Origin of the sequence: Mesobacillus jeotgali (assembly GCF_014856545.2) — a bacterium.
Taxonomy (GTDB): domain Bacteria; phylum Bacillota; class Bacilli; order Bacillales; family Cytobacillaceae; genus Mesobacillus.
Genome location: NZ_CP109811.1, coordinates 3,085,173 through 3,099,296, shown reverse-complemented (window position 1 = coordinate 3,099,296; position 14,124 = coordinate 3,085,173). Strand labels below are relative to the sequence as shown.

The following is a 14,124-nucleotide window of genomic DNA, read 5'->3' as shown; positions in this document are numbered from 1 at the left end:
TGGACTAGAAAAGTTTTTTGTGTGGCAGGAATACTCTTACCAGTGAGGGCTATCTCCTGATATAATGAGTGGTGTTAATTCTATTGTTGCCAGTTGAACACTCATATATAAATGACAATAATTGTGTGAGAGGAGAGGGAACGAGCATGGAAAGCAAAATTGAAGTGGTCTCAACCGTGAAAGTCCAGAATAGCCCTGATTTATATAAAATAGTAGATGCCCTTAACAGGACATTGAAGCGTGATGACCTAATGTTCGGTCTTGCACTGGATCAGGATGATAAAGAAAAAGCAGTTTTCACCATTTACCGAACATGATATAAAGAAAATATTAGCATGAACTGCTGTTTTGTTAAGCAGAAAAGAGCATACATAAAGAAGGGATACATGTGAAGAAATGGATATTTTTCAGCATTCTCATAATTGTTACAATAACGGGGATTCTGATCAATGTTTACTTAAACGCTGTTGAGCCAGTCAAGGCAGCAGAAAAAGAGGCTGTACAAATTGCGTCAAAAGAAACAAATCTTACCGATTTCACAAACTTCAGTTTGTACAGCGGAGAAGAGACTTATTATGTGATGACCGGGAAAAATGCTAAAGAAGAAGCTGTTTATGTATGGATTAATGAAAAAAACAGCGAAGTTATCACGAGAAATGCCAAAAATGGTATCACGAAAAAAGAGGCTTTAAATAAACTATATCAGGAAAAAAATCCGAATGAAATCATCGAAGTAAGGCTCGGCATGGCCAGAATACAAAAGACGGACAGGCCGGCATGGGAAATTTTTTACCGGAACAACAGCGACACAATCAATTATTATTATGTCGATTTTGATACGGGTGAAAAACTCAGGGCTATTGATAATTTGTAATTCCTGTGGGGAATTCGAGGTTACAGAACGTTATACATGTAAAAAAACATAGGAGGTAAAGGGATGGAGATCCAGTTAGCCAGCAGAGTGGGAGCGCTCACTCCTTCATCAACTTTGGCAATTACTGCAAAAGCAAAAGAATTGAAAGCGCAAGGGAAAGACGTGATTGGACTAGGAGCAGGAGAGCCAGACTTCAACACGCCGCAGCATATTATCGATGCTGCTGTAAAGTCAATGAATGAGGGCTTCACAAAGTACACACCATCTGGCGGGCTTCCAGATTTGAAAAAGGAAATCGCTGCTAAGTTAAAAGAAGATCAAGGACTTGATTATCAGCTGAATGAAATCATTGTGACAAGTGGAGCTAAGCATGGATTATACACACTCTTTCAGGTTCTGCTTAATGAGGGTGATGAGGTCATCATTCCGATTCCATATTGGGTCAGTTATCCAGAGCAGGTCAAGCTTGCGGGTGGGAATCCGGTTTACGTCGAGGGACTGGAGCAGAACAATTTCAAGATCACTCCTGATCAACTGAAGGAGAAGGTCACTGAAAAGACGAAGGCAGTCATCATTAATTCTCCGAGCAACCCTACCGGGATGGTTTATTCTCAAGAGGAATTGCAGGCTCTTGGCGAAGTCTGCCTGGAAAAGGGCATTCTGATCATTTCAGATGAAATCTATGAAAAGTTAATTTATGGAGATGCTGAACATATCTCGATTGCCCAGCTTTCAGCAGACCTGAAAAAGCAGACCATCATCATTAATGGTGTTTCCAAATCCCATTCAATGACAGGCTGGAGAATCGGCTACGCTGCCGGTGACAGCAAAATCATCAATGCAATGACCGACCTGGCAAGCCATAGCACGTCAAACCCGACTACTCCGGCACAATATGCAACGATTGCTGCCTATGCTGGTGAACAGGATGCCGTGGAAACGATGCGTTCAGCATTTGAAGATAGGCTTGAAATCATCCATGGGAAGCTGAACGACATTCCAGGAATCAGCTGCATTAAGCCTCAGGGAGCATTTTACCTGTTCCCGAATGCAAAAGAAGCAGCACTAATGTCAGGCTGCAAGGATGTAGATGAGTTTGCAGAAGTGTTGCTTACAGAAGCAAATGTTGCAGTTGTCCCTGGCTCTGGATTTGGAGCACCTGACTATATGCGACTATCATATGCAACCTCCCTTGACCAGCTGGAGGAAGCGGTCAGCAGGATCCATAAGTTCATTCAAAGCCGAGTTTAAATCAGGCAGCGTGGATAAGCAGGGAAGAACATTTGCGTTAATCGATTCTATTCCCACGTTTGCTGAATCTTCTTTATCCATAATAATACCTGTATTAATATAATATGAGGGCCCGTAAATTTGCGGGCCTTGATTATTTTAGTATCGTATTTCTTATCTGGAATAGCTTTCCTTTTCGCTATTTTTCGACTAATTTCCCTTTTTAATCTTTTCCTATTTTATTACCAGCCGGGCTTGTTCATGCTATACTATGAAAAGAGGTGTCCGGAATGAAAAAAGCAGATTTGTTAGATTGGCTGAAAGAGGGGAATGTTACCATTCCTGCTGTATTGCTAACGCAGTATAAAGAAATGAGATTGAACGAACAAGAATTGGCACTACTACTTCATGTATTCTATTTTTCTGAAAAAGGAAATGAATTTCCTACGCCTACGGAACTTGCAGCCCGCATGACGATATCGGCTTTTGAATGTACAGATTTGCTCCGAGCACTGATTCAAAGAGGGTTTATATCGATAAGTGACGGGAATTCCACGGACGGAATCAGATATGAAAAATATTCACTGGAACCGCTATGGGAAAAGCTGTTCGATCAGTTTATGCTCAAGCGGAAACAGGAGAAAGAGATTCTGGACCAGAAGGAAGAGACGGATTTATATACAACGTTTGAAAGGGAATTCGGCCGGCCGTTATCACCATTTGAATGTGAGTCACTGGCAATGTGGATGGATGATGATCACCATGATCCGATCATCATTAAAGCTGCGTTAAGAGAAGCTGTCATCTCTGGCAAACTGAATTTTCGGTACATAGACCGAATTCTTTTCGAATGGAAGAAGAATGGAATCAAGACAATTGAACAAGCAAAAAGTTATGGAAGGAAATTCAGGCAGCATCAGAGTACGCAAAAGACAGGGAAGGAAGAACCTAAAGTTTCTGCGAATCCTGTTCCGTTTTATAACTGGCTTGAACAGTAATTGTAACGAGAGAATTCATTCATTCTCTCTTTTTTTAATTTGCTCTTTTCTCAAACTTTGCTGCAATTGGCTGCAAAATAGGATTGAATAAATTTAATTATGATAAAAGGGCTTACACATTTAGAAGGCCAAATTTAGAAAAGTGGTGATATAAATGCTAAATAAACAACAGATAAGATTTTGCCTGGATGAAATGGGGCGGATGTTTCCTCAAGCCCACTGTGAACTGGTTCACTCGAATCCCTTTGAGCTGGTAATTGCTGTCGCCCTTTCTGCGCAATGTACTGATGCACTTGTGAACAAGGTGACAAAAAACTTATTCCAGAAATACAAAACTCCTGAGGATTTTTTGAGTGTTTCATTGGAAGAACTTCAGCAGGACATCCGCTCAATTGGATTATATAGAAATAAAGCGAAGAATATCCAAAAGCTATGCAGGATGATTATAGATGAGTATGGCGGAGAAGTGCCGCAGGACAGGGATGAATTGACAAAGCTTCCTGGTGTTGGGCGCAAGACAGCAAACGTTGTTGTTTCAGTAGCATTCGGTGTACCTGCCATTGCCGTGGATACGCATGTAGAGCGGGTGAGCAAACGTCTGGCGTTTTGCCGTTGGAAGGATTCTGTACTTGAGGTTGAAAAAACACTGATGAAAAAGGTTCCTGAGGAAGAGTGGTCGATCACGCATCACAGGATGATCTTTTTTGGCCGATATCATTGTAAAGCGCAAAACCCCAAGTGTGAAACATGTCCTTTGCTGGAGGTATGCAGAGAGGGCAAGAAAAGGATGAGAGCAAAAGCGTAATGGATAGAGTAGATACTTTCTCTAAGGATTGTAACAAGGCAGTGGAAAGACTTCTCAGTGAGTGGAAACAGTGTAAGGATCAGTTGGCCGCTCACTTCAGGAACAGGGATAGTGAGGGGGCAGAGCCTTTGATGCAGAGGGCGATCCTGCTATTTGAACAGTTTCTTTTTCTTACAAACGGCCTGAATCAGGATATGCATTCGATTAAAGACTGTAAAATCAAACCGGTGAATACCGAAGAAAGACTTGATTTTATTGTTTCTAGACCAAAACTTTTTCATTCTTATAAACAGCTTGCTGAGCTGTTCGCTGAACAGGAAAAGCAGTTTGCCAAACAAGTAATATTAAATAAATCAACAAACAAACGTCCTGATTGATTCAGGACGTTTGTTTGTTTTAGTAAGGCTTATGGTCCAGGGGGATTATTATCATCCCCACCGTCATCATTATTTCCATCACCATCACCATCACCAGTGCCATCACCAGTGCCATTGCCATTGCCATTGCCATTGCCATTGCCGTTTCCATTGCCGTTTCCATTCCCGTTCCCATTCTCATTTCCTTCATCATTTTCTTCTTCTTCATTCTCGCCATCTTCTTGTTCTGGGAGGAGTGGTTCTGGAACTTCGACTTTCAGGGTGGCTGGGTCAGATCGCTGTTCACCACGTATAGCAGTTACCTTGAATGAGTAAATACCGCCTGGAACAGCATTGGCGATTTTCAATCCTGTCTCAGCTGTCGTGGTCAGTGTTTGCTCAGGACCTTCATCAAGGGATGCGGTAACCTCGAATTGAATATCCTCTTTATTCTCCTGATTGAATTCCCAAGTCAGGAGAATTTCATTCTTGATTTCATCGTATTTTGCTTCAAGCTTTGATGGAGTTTCAAGCTTTTCAAACTTCTTGGAAGTTTCCTTAGGAACATTTCCTTTTACAGCCCACTCATAAAGGATCTGGTCCTTTGGAGTATATTCACTGGCAAGCTTTGCAGGCATTGTGCCTTTTTCGACTTTAACTCTTTCCACACTCTTGGGTACGGTAAAATCAGGTGTATCCACATCTTTTGATACATAGGTCATTAGATTCTTGAAAAGAGTCTGGGAAATTTTTTGTTCATTCCCATAAAGTGCGGTCTTTCTGTCACTATAACCCGTCCAGACAGATGCTGTATATCTTGTTGTATAGCCAACGAACCAGGAGTCAGGAACACCGCCATTCTTGATTTCCCATTTATTTATTTCATCTTGTGTGTAATTCGTTGTTCCTGTTTTTCCGGCAACATGCAGGTTGGAGATGTTTGCGTAAGTTGCCCCAGTTCCTTGCTTGATCGCCGTCTTAAGCATGTCTGAAATCATAAAGGCAGTGTAATCTTTCATGACGACTTCAGTTTCAGGAGTCAGGTCAATTTCTGTCTTGTCACGGAGTACAACCTTTTTGACAGAATATGGCTCCGTAAAGAAACCATTGTTTCCAAATGCTGCATACGCACCAGCCATTTCAATTGGCGCTATTTCTTTGGCACCAATCGACGCTGATTCGTAAAAAGGATCATCTAGTGTTAAACCAAGATTGGTCCCGAACTCTCTTGCCTTCTCAAGACCTACAGCCTGGAAGGCTTGCAGGGCAGGAATATTGATCGATTTTGCCAGAGCCATTCTCATAGTCATGACTCCGTTATACTTGTCGTTCCAGTTACCGATCGGTTCACCGTTTGAATAGGTCATAGGCTTATCTTCAAGCATATGATAGGTGCCCCATCGCAAATGCTCAATCGCAGGTCCATAGTCAAGGATTGGCTTGATGGTCGATCCTGGCTGTCTTGTTACATCAATCGCATAATTCAGTCCGCGTTTTACCTGCTGTTTTCGACCGCCGCCTATCGCGCGTATTTCACCGGTTTTCGTATCCAGAAGGGTGATGCCAGCCTGCATTTCGTCATTAGGGAATTGTACAGCGGCATCTGTATTCAGGATATTTTCAACATGCTTTTGTGCGTTTTGGTCTAGAGTCGTATATATTTCAAGGCCATCGGAAAAGATATCAAAATCAGTTTTTTCGGTAACCTCTTCGATCACCATGTCCACGAAAGCATCGAAAGGTTCTTCATTCTTATTCTTTCTGTTTTCTTCTTTTACAAGGCTGGATTCAACAGGAATCTTCTGTGCGTTTTCCTTATCTTCCTGTGAAATGAATCCATGCTGATGCATCAGCATTAATACAGTGTTCCTTCGCTTCTCCGCTTTTTCAGGGTTCGTAAAAGGATTGTAATTATTAGGGCTCTGAGGCATACCTGCAAGCAGGGCGGCTTCATGAAGCTCAAGCTCACTTAAATCTTTGCCAAAGTAAGTCTTTGATGCAGTCAGGACACCGTGCATATTCTCTGACATATAAATCTTATTTACATACATTTCAAAGATTTGTTCTTTTGTATATTTCTGTTCCAGCTGGTATGCAAGCCAGGCTTCCTGTGCCTTCCTGGAGATTGTTTTTTCAAAGCCAAGGAAGTAGTTTTTAACAACCTGCTGAGTAATGGTAGATGCACCTTCGGATCCAAACCCGTCAGTTATGTTTGCTAAAACGGCGCCTCCAAGACGGATGACATCGATACCATTATGCTTATAAAATCTCACATCCTCTGTCGCTAAAAAGGCGCTTTCCACTAGCTTTGGTATATCCTCATAGGCAACATAGTCCCTGTTCTGCGAGCCTACTTCTGTTACAAGCTCTTTGTCTTTATCATAGATCTTGGAGGATATAGGGTCTTTGAGCAAGCTTTCGTCAAGTTTTGGCGTATCCTGTATCATGAATGCAAAGGTGGCGATTCCAGTCAGCATGCCAATGATCCCAAGGGCGATCAGCGTAAGGAAAATTTTCTTGAACATTCCTTTATTCGCTTTCTTTCCTTTAGGTTTCTTATTCTTGGCTGCCTGCTGTCTTCGTCGCTCCTCTCTAGTTTGAGGTTTTTGTGCCATATATAGTTCATTCCTTTCTCGCAATAAAAAACTAACTAAGTTTATAAAGATAATCGATAACCTTTATATAGTCAATCCTTGGATGAAGGCCAAGGGGGATCTGATGGCCCAATTTCATGACCTCTTCCTTTGTGATTGACTTCCTGCCGCCTGTTATCATTCGCTCCCAAAAATTAAGTAAATGGCTGGCTTCGAGCAGGTAGATCTCTTCTTCGGTGGAGAAGCGGAGAATCACAAAACAAATGCCTTGCTGCTCAAGTATGGCTTTCATATGGACGATCTGGTGCTCATGAAAGTTTTTCAAAGGAAAAGATGTTGAAAACTTTGTCTCTTTCGCTTCAAAATCAATGTATCTACCCTTGTAAACCCCATTATAGTCTGTGGTAGAAGCTTGTTTAAAGTATGCCTCTTTTATTACTGCTGCACTCCTGCGCGGATAATCCACATTAACGATTTGAACGGGTGTCGGCTTTTTATGGATTACCGCTATACCACGGTCAAGATAGTAGGAGTTCGTTTCATTCAGGTCCTCCTCTAATGTCATACCTCTATTGCTATAGGCTGCGTTTTTTTGCACCCTGGCTTTCTTTGCCGGCTCATTTCTTGTATTTGGAGTATATTTCTTCCCATTTGGATAATTGAAGATCAAGCTAACCACCTCGCAGACTACTCTATATCATACCAAATATCAACTGACTTTGGTTGAATAAAAAGCCTCATTTCAATTCACCCTATAAAGAACCTATTGAAAAGGAAGAGAAAAGGTGTGTCAATAACCCAAAATCCTCAATTTCAACAACTGACTGACCACGAAGCCGAAGTTTTGCAAAAAATCAGGCAGGAAACACATGAAAAGAATTTGGACAATATCTCAAGAACAAGAGCATATCTGGATTTCTATCTGGACTATCCAGAAATGATCTGGTCGTTCCTGGCCAGCATGGTTTCAAGAAATGGCGGATATAATATGTGCGACCTGGAGGGAGACTGGTTCCCACAGTTTCTGGATCCTCCAATTCGCCTGCGTTTGTTCCTCACATATGAAAGGGCGAACTGGCTGATCTTTCGCGATGCCTATTCCCAGCTCCTTCTATACTCCTATTCGACGAAAAAAAGCACACCAATGTTTCACTTGCTGAAATTCCTTGATGTTTCTTCTTTTATGGAAAGGGAATGGCAGATATTTTGGGAGCATGGAGATAAGAAGAGGCTATTGACGGCTTTGATCATAAATGAACAAAATGTGATTCATAATCCTGTTATAAGGCATCCACTATATACAAAGCGCGTATTCAATACCTTGATGTTTTCCTTTGAAGACTATTTGCATTTCAGCACAGTCCTTTTTCCGACGTGCGATGGAGAACTTTACGGGGCAAGTGTGAATGGATTCAAATCTGTCAGCAAAAGAATTAACCTAGGAAAGCGGCTTGCATCAATATTGTTTGACAACCGTTACTATCCTTTATTTTTGGAATTTGCGGTGCATACGGAACATACTGCTTCAAGGCATGATTATGAACAGTACTTTCCTGGAAATAAAAAAAGAGACACTCCATTCCTTCGCTGTACATATCCCATTATTCAGCATCATTTCCGTGAGCAAGGTGACTGGTTTAAAGAGAGGAGATATCACAAAAAGTGGTTCAGCCAAAAAATTAATCACAGGCATCCTGTCCACTTGACCGGATGGTACAAAAAAAAACAAAAACAATTACATGCTTTGATTTCGCTGAAGGAATTATTCACACCGGAATGAACCAAACAAAAAAGCAAGGGAACTCCTTGCTTTTTGTTTCTTAGTCCAGTTCCAGCGTTCCGCTAGTTTCATTTCCCTAGACGGCATCCTTGAGCAGCTTGTGAAAAGTGATCGCTTGCAGCAGCTCAAACCGCTTGCTGGGGCGGAACGACTGGCTTGAGTTTTGCGTCATTCTGCTGGACGGTTAGGTCCTTCTAATTTTTTGTCGCCATATCCTGTTTTCTTCTCCGCAGTTTTACCAGGCTGATGTGCAGTTTTCTGTTGTTTTTTATTCATTTGAACACCTCCCGAGATTAGTTTGTTCATTTGCTGGTTTTTCATTCGGCAATTGCATGTCGAAGGCTGGACAGATTGTTGCTGAAAAGCACTTTGTTTGGCGAATTTCTTCTAGTTTTGTCAACCTGGAAGGAGGTTTCAGCCAAAAATAGAATTTACAAGTAAAGTTCCTATATTTCCGTAAATTCTTTGACGTGCAGCGAGAATGATTCTGCCAGCCCAAAAAGTTACTATAGTAAGGAGAGATGTCCTATGAGACCAGGAATTGAAAAAGAAGAGATTTTAGGGATGTTGAATGACATGGCCGATAGCCTTGAAGTGACAGATATGAACCTGCATGATTCATTGACGGATATCCGAAAGAAAATGTATGGAGCACATTCCTTGCATTTAGCAGAAACAAGCATTCTTTTAGAAAAAATGGAAGGTAAACTGCCGCAGCCAATGACCCAAGCCTTGCATGCCAAGCCTGAACAGACATCTTTAAAACTTGAATTGAGTTTTTAATTTATAATAGAATAGATTCAACCTTAAGTAGCTTTTTTAAAGAAGGCTACTTTTTTGTATTCTGAAAGATGGTCAACGATTGGACGCAAAAGCGAAAGTAAAATAGATTTAAGAAAGTGTGATGAACATGGAATTGGAAAATAACATACTGACATTGTCCCGGCAATTGCTGGTGAATGTGGATACCGCACATAGAAGATTTCAATATTCGAAGGAAAAGGGTGTCAGGGGTGACTTTCATTCGGAAGTAAAGCCATTTGCTGATGAGGTAAAACTAGCAGCGGATGCCTGGAGAGAATCTGCCGCCAACTGGGTTAAAAATAACAGACCAAAGAACCTTCATGCTAATCAAATCGAAACAGCGGCTGATTATTTGGAAGTCATCTCTGTTCAGGCTTTTTTTCCTGAAACAAGCAAGAAGAGATTCCTCGATCAAGTACAGTCGGTTGAATTCATTCTAAACAGCATGATCATTGCCATCGAACAATCTGCAGGCCAGCCAGGCAGCTGAAACTAAAGAAGCACCAGTTCTGAACTGGTGCTTCGATCTGTTTAGATGGATATTTCTTTCTGTTCCTCGGGAATGACGGCACCTTGCAACTCCAGCTCACGAACCAGGTTCCGGTATTCTAAAATGGTAATATCATTTTGAATGTATGATTTTTTAGTGAAATCAAGCAATTCATTTACATGTTCCGGAGTATATGCTTTTGTTTCGGCAAATAGATTTTTTAGTTCGTGAACGTTCATTTTTCATCCTCCTCCATCATTTAAAACAATCGTATCATGAAAATACAATTGTCATCTATTTTTCAAAAATTGAAACTTCCGACAACATATTTCACCATTAGACAAAACCGGAAGCACCTTCCAGCTTTATCACCAACTGGGCGGCCGTAACATATAATATCGTAATGAAAACCTGGAGGAGGATGTTCGCCATGTTTGGCCGCAGAAATAAGACGAATGCCAATCATCCACAATGGTGGGAAAATCAATACAATCTAGATCCTAACTTTGTAAACGTGAATAATCAAGGTTTGAACCGGCAGCAGCCATACCCTCAACAATATAATGCTCCATATTGGAATGCCGCGCCAGGAAACTGGCCTAACCAATATATACAGCAGGAAAATCCGATGAACCCCTATATGCAGCAGGGTTATCCAATGAATCAGTATATGCAGGGTAATGGCTCTTGGAATCAGCCTAATCAAATGGGCGGAAACAAGCATGACTATTCCAAAATGCTTTTCCAGAATCCCCTTGAGCCTGAGGGTGACCCGATTTACGGGTACTATAACCCTCAAAACGATTACCAGAATTTCAATCCCTATCCGCAATATGCATTCATGCCTAAGCAGCCATCCGGCCTGCAATCGATTATGAACTCCTTTAAGAGCCAGGATGGCAACTTGGATGTCAACAAAATGGTAGATACGGCGGGCCAGATGATGAATGCAGTGACACAGGTTTCCTCCCTGGTAAAAGGACTGGGCGGGATGTTCAAGGTTTAAGTAAGATGGAGATTTTCTTACTTCCCGAGTTACTATGAGGTGAATGTATGTTATAGGAACCAAAAAACAAGCAGGCTAATTAAATGGCCTGCTTGTTTTGTGTTCGTACCCTTATGCAAGGTTTTCGTCTGCTAAAAGGATACGATAAAGAGGGAATCGTAACCTTATGCGATGCTATTGTCTCCTATAAGGGTACGATAAAGTTTTTTCCATTTCTTTAATCCTGGTCTGACAATATATCAATCTTCTTGCCTTGCTTTTTCGCGACCTTCACTTCAAGCAGCCCGTCACGATAGGCGGCACGGGTCTTTCTTTCATTGACAGGAACAGAAAAGGGAATCGTCCTGCTCAAACGCCGTGCCGAAGCCATGTGCTTCTCCGTTTTGGCGATATCATTGATCTCTGAAGTGACGTCAGTCTGATTGACCAATATGGTAAGGGAGTTATTAATGATATTGATTGATATTTGGTCTCTCTTAACCCCTGGCAATTCTGCTTTCACTATATACTCCTTTTCAGTTTCATGCAGCACCACATTGAAGGGCGAATGTGGAAAGGGCTGTCTGAAAAAATCATCAATGCTTTGCAGTATGCCTTTAACCGGCTTCTCTTGCATCAGTTGATTCATAGATTTAAACCATTGTTCCAGCGCCTCATGTTTTTTGGGGCGGTCAGGATGATTGGTTGCCATTGGGAACATCCTCCTCTGCAGGAATTCTTATAATAGGATATGTTGAGAGGAATGTCCCTGTTCAATATTGGTGATTTTTTAACCTTGGAAAGGCTTCATCGCTTCGCCTTAGATTTTTGAACACTTTGTGAAAAATGCCTTTAGTGTGATTTAGGTCACTTAACTGGATTTTCATCCTCTGTATGCTGAAAAAGTAAATAACGCAGAAGAGGGGAATACACATATGTTTTGTTACCAATGTGAACAAACGCCAACAGGGGGATGTACAGTTGTTGGTGTGTGCGGAAAAGATGAAACAATCGCTAGTCTTCAGGATACTATGATTTTTGCTTTGAAGGGGATTGCAGCATATAGAACACATGCGAACCAGCTTGGTTTCACAGATCCATTTGTTGACGCAACAACCCATGAAGCATTATATATGACATTAACTAACTCAAACTTTAATGTTCAAGAACATATCGATATGGCAATGAAGGTTGGCCAGTCAGCAGTCCGCGTGATGGAAATGCTTGACGAGGCACACACAAGCCGTCTTGGAATTCCGCAGCCTGTTAAGGTCAGCCAGAATAAGATTGAAGGAAAAGCAATCGTGGTAACAGGTCATAACCTGTTCGCGCTTGAAGAATTATTGAAGCAAACAGAAGGAAAAGGAATCAACATCTATACTCACTCCGAGATGCTACCTGCACATGGCTATCCAGCATTGAAGAAGTACCCGCATCTTAAGGGGAACATCGGGAAAGCCTGGTTCGACCAGCGCCGCCTGTTTGAAAAATTCCCAGGAGCAATTTTGGCTACGACAAACTGTGTCATGCCTATCAAAGGTTCATATGCAGACCGTATGTTTACATATGAAGTTGCGGGCCTTGAGAATGTGAGGAAGATTGAAAATGATGATTTCTCCATGCTGATCGAAAGAGCATTGGAGCTTCCCGAAGCCAATATGGAATCCGAAGAAACATTAGTGACAGGCTTCCACCATGAAACGGTCATCGGGCTGGCGCCAGAGGTCATTGATGCAGTAAAAGCCGGCAAGATTAAGCGCTTCTTCGTCATTGCAGGCTGTGACGCACCAGGTAAAGGCGGAGAATATTACCGAGAGCTCGCAACATCACTTCCTCCAGAAGCTGTGATTTTGACAACTTCTTGCGGAAAATTCCGTTTCAATGATGTAGATTATGGAGTGGTTCCTGGAACAAACATCCCAAGATACTTGGACCTTGGCCAGTGCAATAACTCTGTATCCACTGTAAAAATTGCGAAGGCACTTGCTGATGCGTTTGAGTGTGACGTTAACGAGCTGCCTGTAAGTATCGTCCTTTCTTGGTTCGAGCAAAAAGCTGTAGCGATCCTGCTTGGATTGTTCAGCCTTGGGATCCAGGATATTCGCATTGGGCCTAAGCCGCCAGAATTCATTTCTGAGGGAGTGATGCAGGTACTTCAGGATACATTCAATCTGAAGCTGATCACAACCGCACAGGAAGATATGGAAACAATGATGGGATTAAGCAAAACTGAATAATAATTTAAACGCCCGGAGCAGAATCCGGGCGTTTTACTATGTTTATAATATACTAAAGAAAAGCATAATGGGGTTTGCTGGTAAATTAGACAAGCTCATCCATTAACACATCAGGATCTAATACCATGTTCCCGTTTGTATCAGTAGAGATTAGGTCATCTTTTTTCATTTTAGTCAATGTCCTGCTAACTGTTTCCCTGGTTGTTCCAATCATATTGGCGAGGTCTTTGTTTGTGAAGTCAGCCTTCAATAATACTGTGCCGTCCTCCTGTTTTTCTCCATGAAGTTCTCCCAGCCTGATCAAAAGCTTGATGATCTGTTCATAAGTGTTGTTCAAGATTTGTGCTTCAAGCCTTTCTTGAAGATCAACAATTTTTTCTCCAAGCACCTTGAATACCTTGATACTTAAGTGAGGATTATCAACTAGGACTTTCTCGAATTGTGAAATCGGAACCACAACAAGGCTTGCCTGTTCCAACACCTCGGAATAACCTGGATAGCCGCCTTTTCGGAAAAAACCGACATGCGGGAACATCTCACCTTTTTTCAGGATGGCCACAATCTGCTCCCGTCCATTGGCATCACTTTTATAGACTTTTATTTTTCCTTCATTAATAAAATACACATTTTCCAGCGGATCACCCTGCATGAAAATATGGCTGTTTTTCTTCCACTCTCGGGAAATTGATATATCGACAATCTTATCTAGTTCATTATCATCAAGATCCCTGAATAAAGAAAATCTAGCCAGGACTCTTTTAATTTCATTTTTATTCAAAAAAAACACCTCTGTCAGCTGTTTGTCCACTCTATTTTAACAAAAGGCTGATTTAAAAGACATAACAGATTGTTCTGAGGAAGATTAAATAGAGGTGATTAGGGATGGAAGAGTATGTATTCCAAAAAATAGCAGATTGATTTATTGAACTTTTATCTTTTGCAACGAACGTTTATTCGGTAAAATAGGAATA

Annotated in this window: 16 protein-coding genes; 11 read left to right on the top strand and 5 right to left on the bottom strand. The window is 41.5% G+C overall.

Features of this window, described 5'->3' with window-relative positions:
- Positions 1 to 146: 146 nt before the first annotated feature.
- The 6 genes from FOF60_RS15895 (at position 147) to FOF60_RS15870 (ending at position 4,284) form a co-directional block, all read left to right on the top strand.
- Positions 147 to 317, top strand: a complete 171-nt coding sequence (locus FOF60_RS15895) for a YpmA family protein (RefSeq protein WP_192470412.1) — start codon at positions 147 to 149, stop codon at positions 315 to 317.
- Between the two features lie 71 nt (positions 318 to 388).
- On the top strand, positions 389 to 874 hold the full coding sequence (locus tag FOF60_RS15890; protein ID WP_192470413.1) for a cell wall elongation regulator TseB-like domain-containing protein: 486 nt from the start codon (positions 389 to 391) through the stop codon (positions 872 to 874).
- Between the two features lie 69 nt (positions 875 to 943).
- Positions 944 to 2,125, top strand: a complete 1,182-nt coding sequence (locus FOF60_RS15885) for a pyridoxal phosphate-dependent aminotransferase (RefSeq protein ID WP_192470576.1) — start codon at positions 944 to 946, stop codon at positions 2,123 to 2,125.
- Between the two features lie 269 nt (positions 2,126 to 2,394).
- Positions 2,395 to 3,102 (top strand): DnaD domain-containing protein, encoded by a 708-nt coding sequence (locus FOF60_RS15880; RefSeq protein WP_192470414.1) that lies wholly within the window; start codon positions 2,395 to 2,397, stop codon positions 3,100 to 3,102.
- A 154-nt stretch (positions 3,103 to 3,256) separates the two neighbouring features.
- Positions 3,257 to 3,907: an endonuclease III gene (gene nth / locus FOF60_RS15875; RefSeq protein WP_192470415.1), complete on the top strand. Its 651-nt coding sequence runs from the start codon at positions 3,257 to 3,259 to the stop codon at positions 3,905 to 3,907.
- Entirely contained in the window at positions 3,907 to 4,284 is a 378-nt protein-coding gene (locus tag FOF60_RS15870) for a YpoC family protein (protein ID WP_192470416.1), read from the top strand. The genes nth and FOF60_RS15870 overlap by 1 nt, the downstream gene beginning before the upstream one ends.
- A gap of 29 nt (positions 4,285 to 4,313) precedes the next feature.
- Here FOF60_RS15870 and FOF60_RS15865 read toward each other — a convergent pair whose 3' ends face one another.
- Together FOF60_RS15865 and recU are read right to left on the bottom strand one after the other, a co-directional pair.
- Positions 4,314 to 6,878: a penicillin-binding protein 1A gene (locus FOF60_RS15865; RefSeq protein ID WP_192470417.1), complete on the bottom strand. Its 2,565-nt coding sequence runs from the start codon at positions 6,876 to 6,878 to the stop codon at positions 4,314 to 4,316.
- 31 nt (positions 6,879 to 6,909) lie between these two features.
- Positions 6,910 to 7,527 (bottom strand): Holliday junction resolvase RecU, encoded by a 618-nt coding sequence (gene recU / locus FOF60_RS15860; RefSeq protein ID WP_192470418.1) that lies wholly within the window; start codon positions 7,525 to 7,527, stop codon positions 6,910 to 6,912.
- A gap of 123 nt (positions 7,528 to 7,650) precedes the next feature.
- On the opposite strand from recU, the gene FOF60_RS15855 reads away from it, so the two are divergent.
- The 3 genes from FOF60_RS15855 to FOF60_RS15845 all read left to right on the top strand — a co-directional run bounded on the left by FOF60_RS15855 (position 7,651) and on the right by FOF60_RS15845 (position 9,931).
- Positions 7,651 to 8,637 carry a DUF2515 domain-containing protein gene (locus tag FOF60_RS15855; protein ID WP_192470577.1) on the top strand — a complete coding sequence of 329 codons (987 nt, stop codon included), beginning with the start codon at positions 7,651 to 7,653 and terminating at the stop codon, positions 8,635 to 8,637.
- Between the two features lie 528 nt (positions 8,638 to 9,165).
- The gene (locus tag FOF60_RS15850; protein ID WP_192470419.1) at positions 9,166 to 9,420 is read left to right on the top strand and encodes a hypothetical protein; all 255 of its coding nucleotides are present in this window, start codon (positions 9,166 to 9,168) and stop codon (positions 9,418 to 9,420) included.
- Positions 9,421 to 9,547: 127 nt separating this feature from the next.
- Positions 9,548 to 9,931 carry a YppE family protein gene (locus tag FOF60_RS15845; protein WP_192470420.1) on the top strand — a complete coding sequence of 128 codons (384 nt, stop codon included), beginning with the start codon at positions 9,548 to 9,550 and terminating at the stop codon, positions 9,929 to 9,931.
- 41 nt (positions 9,932 to 9,972) lie between these two features.
- On the opposite strand, the gene FOF60_RS15840 is transcribed toward FOF60_RS15845, so the two are convergent.
- Positions 9,973 to 10,170 (bottom strand): YppF family protein, encoded by a 198-nt coding sequence (locus FOF60_RS15840; protein ID WP_192470421.1) that lies wholly within the window; start codon positions 10,168 to 10,170, stop codon positions 9,973 to 9,975.
- 191 nt (positions 10,171 to 10,361) lie between these two features.
- Here FOF60_RS15840 and FOF60_RS15835 point away from each other — a divergent pair, with 191 nt between their 5' ends.
- Positions 10,362 to 10,937, top strand: a complete 576-nt coding sequence (locus FOF60_RS15835; RefSeq protein ID WP_192470422.1) for a YppG family protein — start codon at positions 10,362 to 10,364, stop codon at positions 10,935 to 10,937.
- A gap of 217 nt (positions 10,938 to 11,154) precedes the next feature.
- On the opposite strand, the gene FOF60_RS15830 is transcribed toward FOF60_RS15835, so the two are convergent.
- Positions 11,155 to 11,628 (bottom strand): Hsp20/alpha crystallin family protein, encoded by a 474-nt coding sequence (locus FOF60_RS15830; RefSeq protein WP_192470423.1) that lies wholly within the window; start codon positions 11,626 to 11,628, stop codon positions 11,155 to 11,157.
- A gap of 223 nt (positions 11,629 to 11,851) precedes the next feature.
- Here FOF60_RS15830 and hcp point away from each other — a divergent pair, with 223 nt between their 5' ends.
- On the top strand, positions 11,852 to 13,153 hold the full coding sequence (gene hcp / locus FOF60_RS15825) for a hydroxylamine reductase (protein ID WP_192470424.1): 1,302 nt from the start codon (positions 11,852 to 11,854) through the stop codon (positions 13,151 to 13,153).
- Between the two features lie 85 nt (positions 13,154 to 13,238).
- Here the strand turns inward: hcp and FOF60_RS15820 are convergent, their stop codons facing one another.
- Complete coding sequence (locus FOF60_RS15820) at positions 13,239 to 13,931, bottom strand: Crp/Fnr family transcriptional regulator (RefSeq protein ID WP_192470425.1); 693 nt, start codon at positions 13,929 to 13,931, stop codon at positions 13,239 to 13,241.
- Between the last annotated feature and the right edge of the window lie 193 nt (positions 13,932 to 14,124).

What these genes read in the sequence shown, in the direction of transcription:
- FOF60_RS15895 (WP_192470412.1), top strand. Translation starts at nt 147, where the DNA reads ATGGAAAGCAAAATTGAAGTGGTCTCAACCGTGAAAGTCCAGAATAGC.
- FOF60_RS15880 (WP_192470414.1), top strand. Translation starts at nt 2,395, where the DNA reads ATGAAAAAAGCAGATTTGTTAGATTGGCTGAAAGAGGGGAATGTTACC.
- nth (WP_192470415.1), top strand. Translation starts at nt 3,257, where the DNA reads ATGCTAAATAAACAACAGATAAGATTTTGCCTGGATGAAATGGGGCGG.
- FOF60_RS15870 (WP_192470416.1), top strand. Translation starts at nt 3,907, where the DNA reads ATGGATAGAGTAGATACTTTCTCTAAGGATTGTAACAAGGCAGTGGAA.
- FOF60_RS15865 (WP_192470417.1), bottom strand. Translation starts at nt 6,878, where the DNA reads ATGGCACAAAAACCTCAAACTAGAGAGGAGCGACGAAGACAGCAGGCA.
- FOF60_RS15850 (WP_192470419.1), top strand. Translation starts at nt 9,166, where the DNA reads ATGAGACCAGGAATTGAAAAAGAAGAGATTTTAGGGATGTTGAATGAC.
- FOF60_RS15845 (WP_192470420.1), top strand. Translation starts at nt 9,548, where the DNA reads ATGGAATTGGAAAATAACATACTGACATTGTCCCGGCAATTGCTGGTG.
- FOF60_RS15840 (WP_192470421.1), bottom strand. Translation starts at nt 10,170, where the DNA reads ATGAACGTTCACGAACTAAAAAATCTATTTGCCGAAACAAAAGCATAT.
- FOF60_RS15835 (WP_192470422.1), top strand. Translation starts at nt 10,362, where the DNA reads ATGTTTGGCCGCAGAAATAAGACGAATGCCAATCATCCACAATGGTGG.
- FOF60_RS15830 (WP_192470423.1), bottom strand. Translation starts at nt 11,628, where the DNA reads ATGGCAACCAATCATCCTGACCGCCCCAAAAAACATGAGGCGCTGGAA.
- hcp (WP_192470424.1), top strand. Translation starts at nt 11,852, where the DNA reads ATGTTTTGTTACCAATGTGAACAAACGCCAACAGGGGGATGTACAGTT.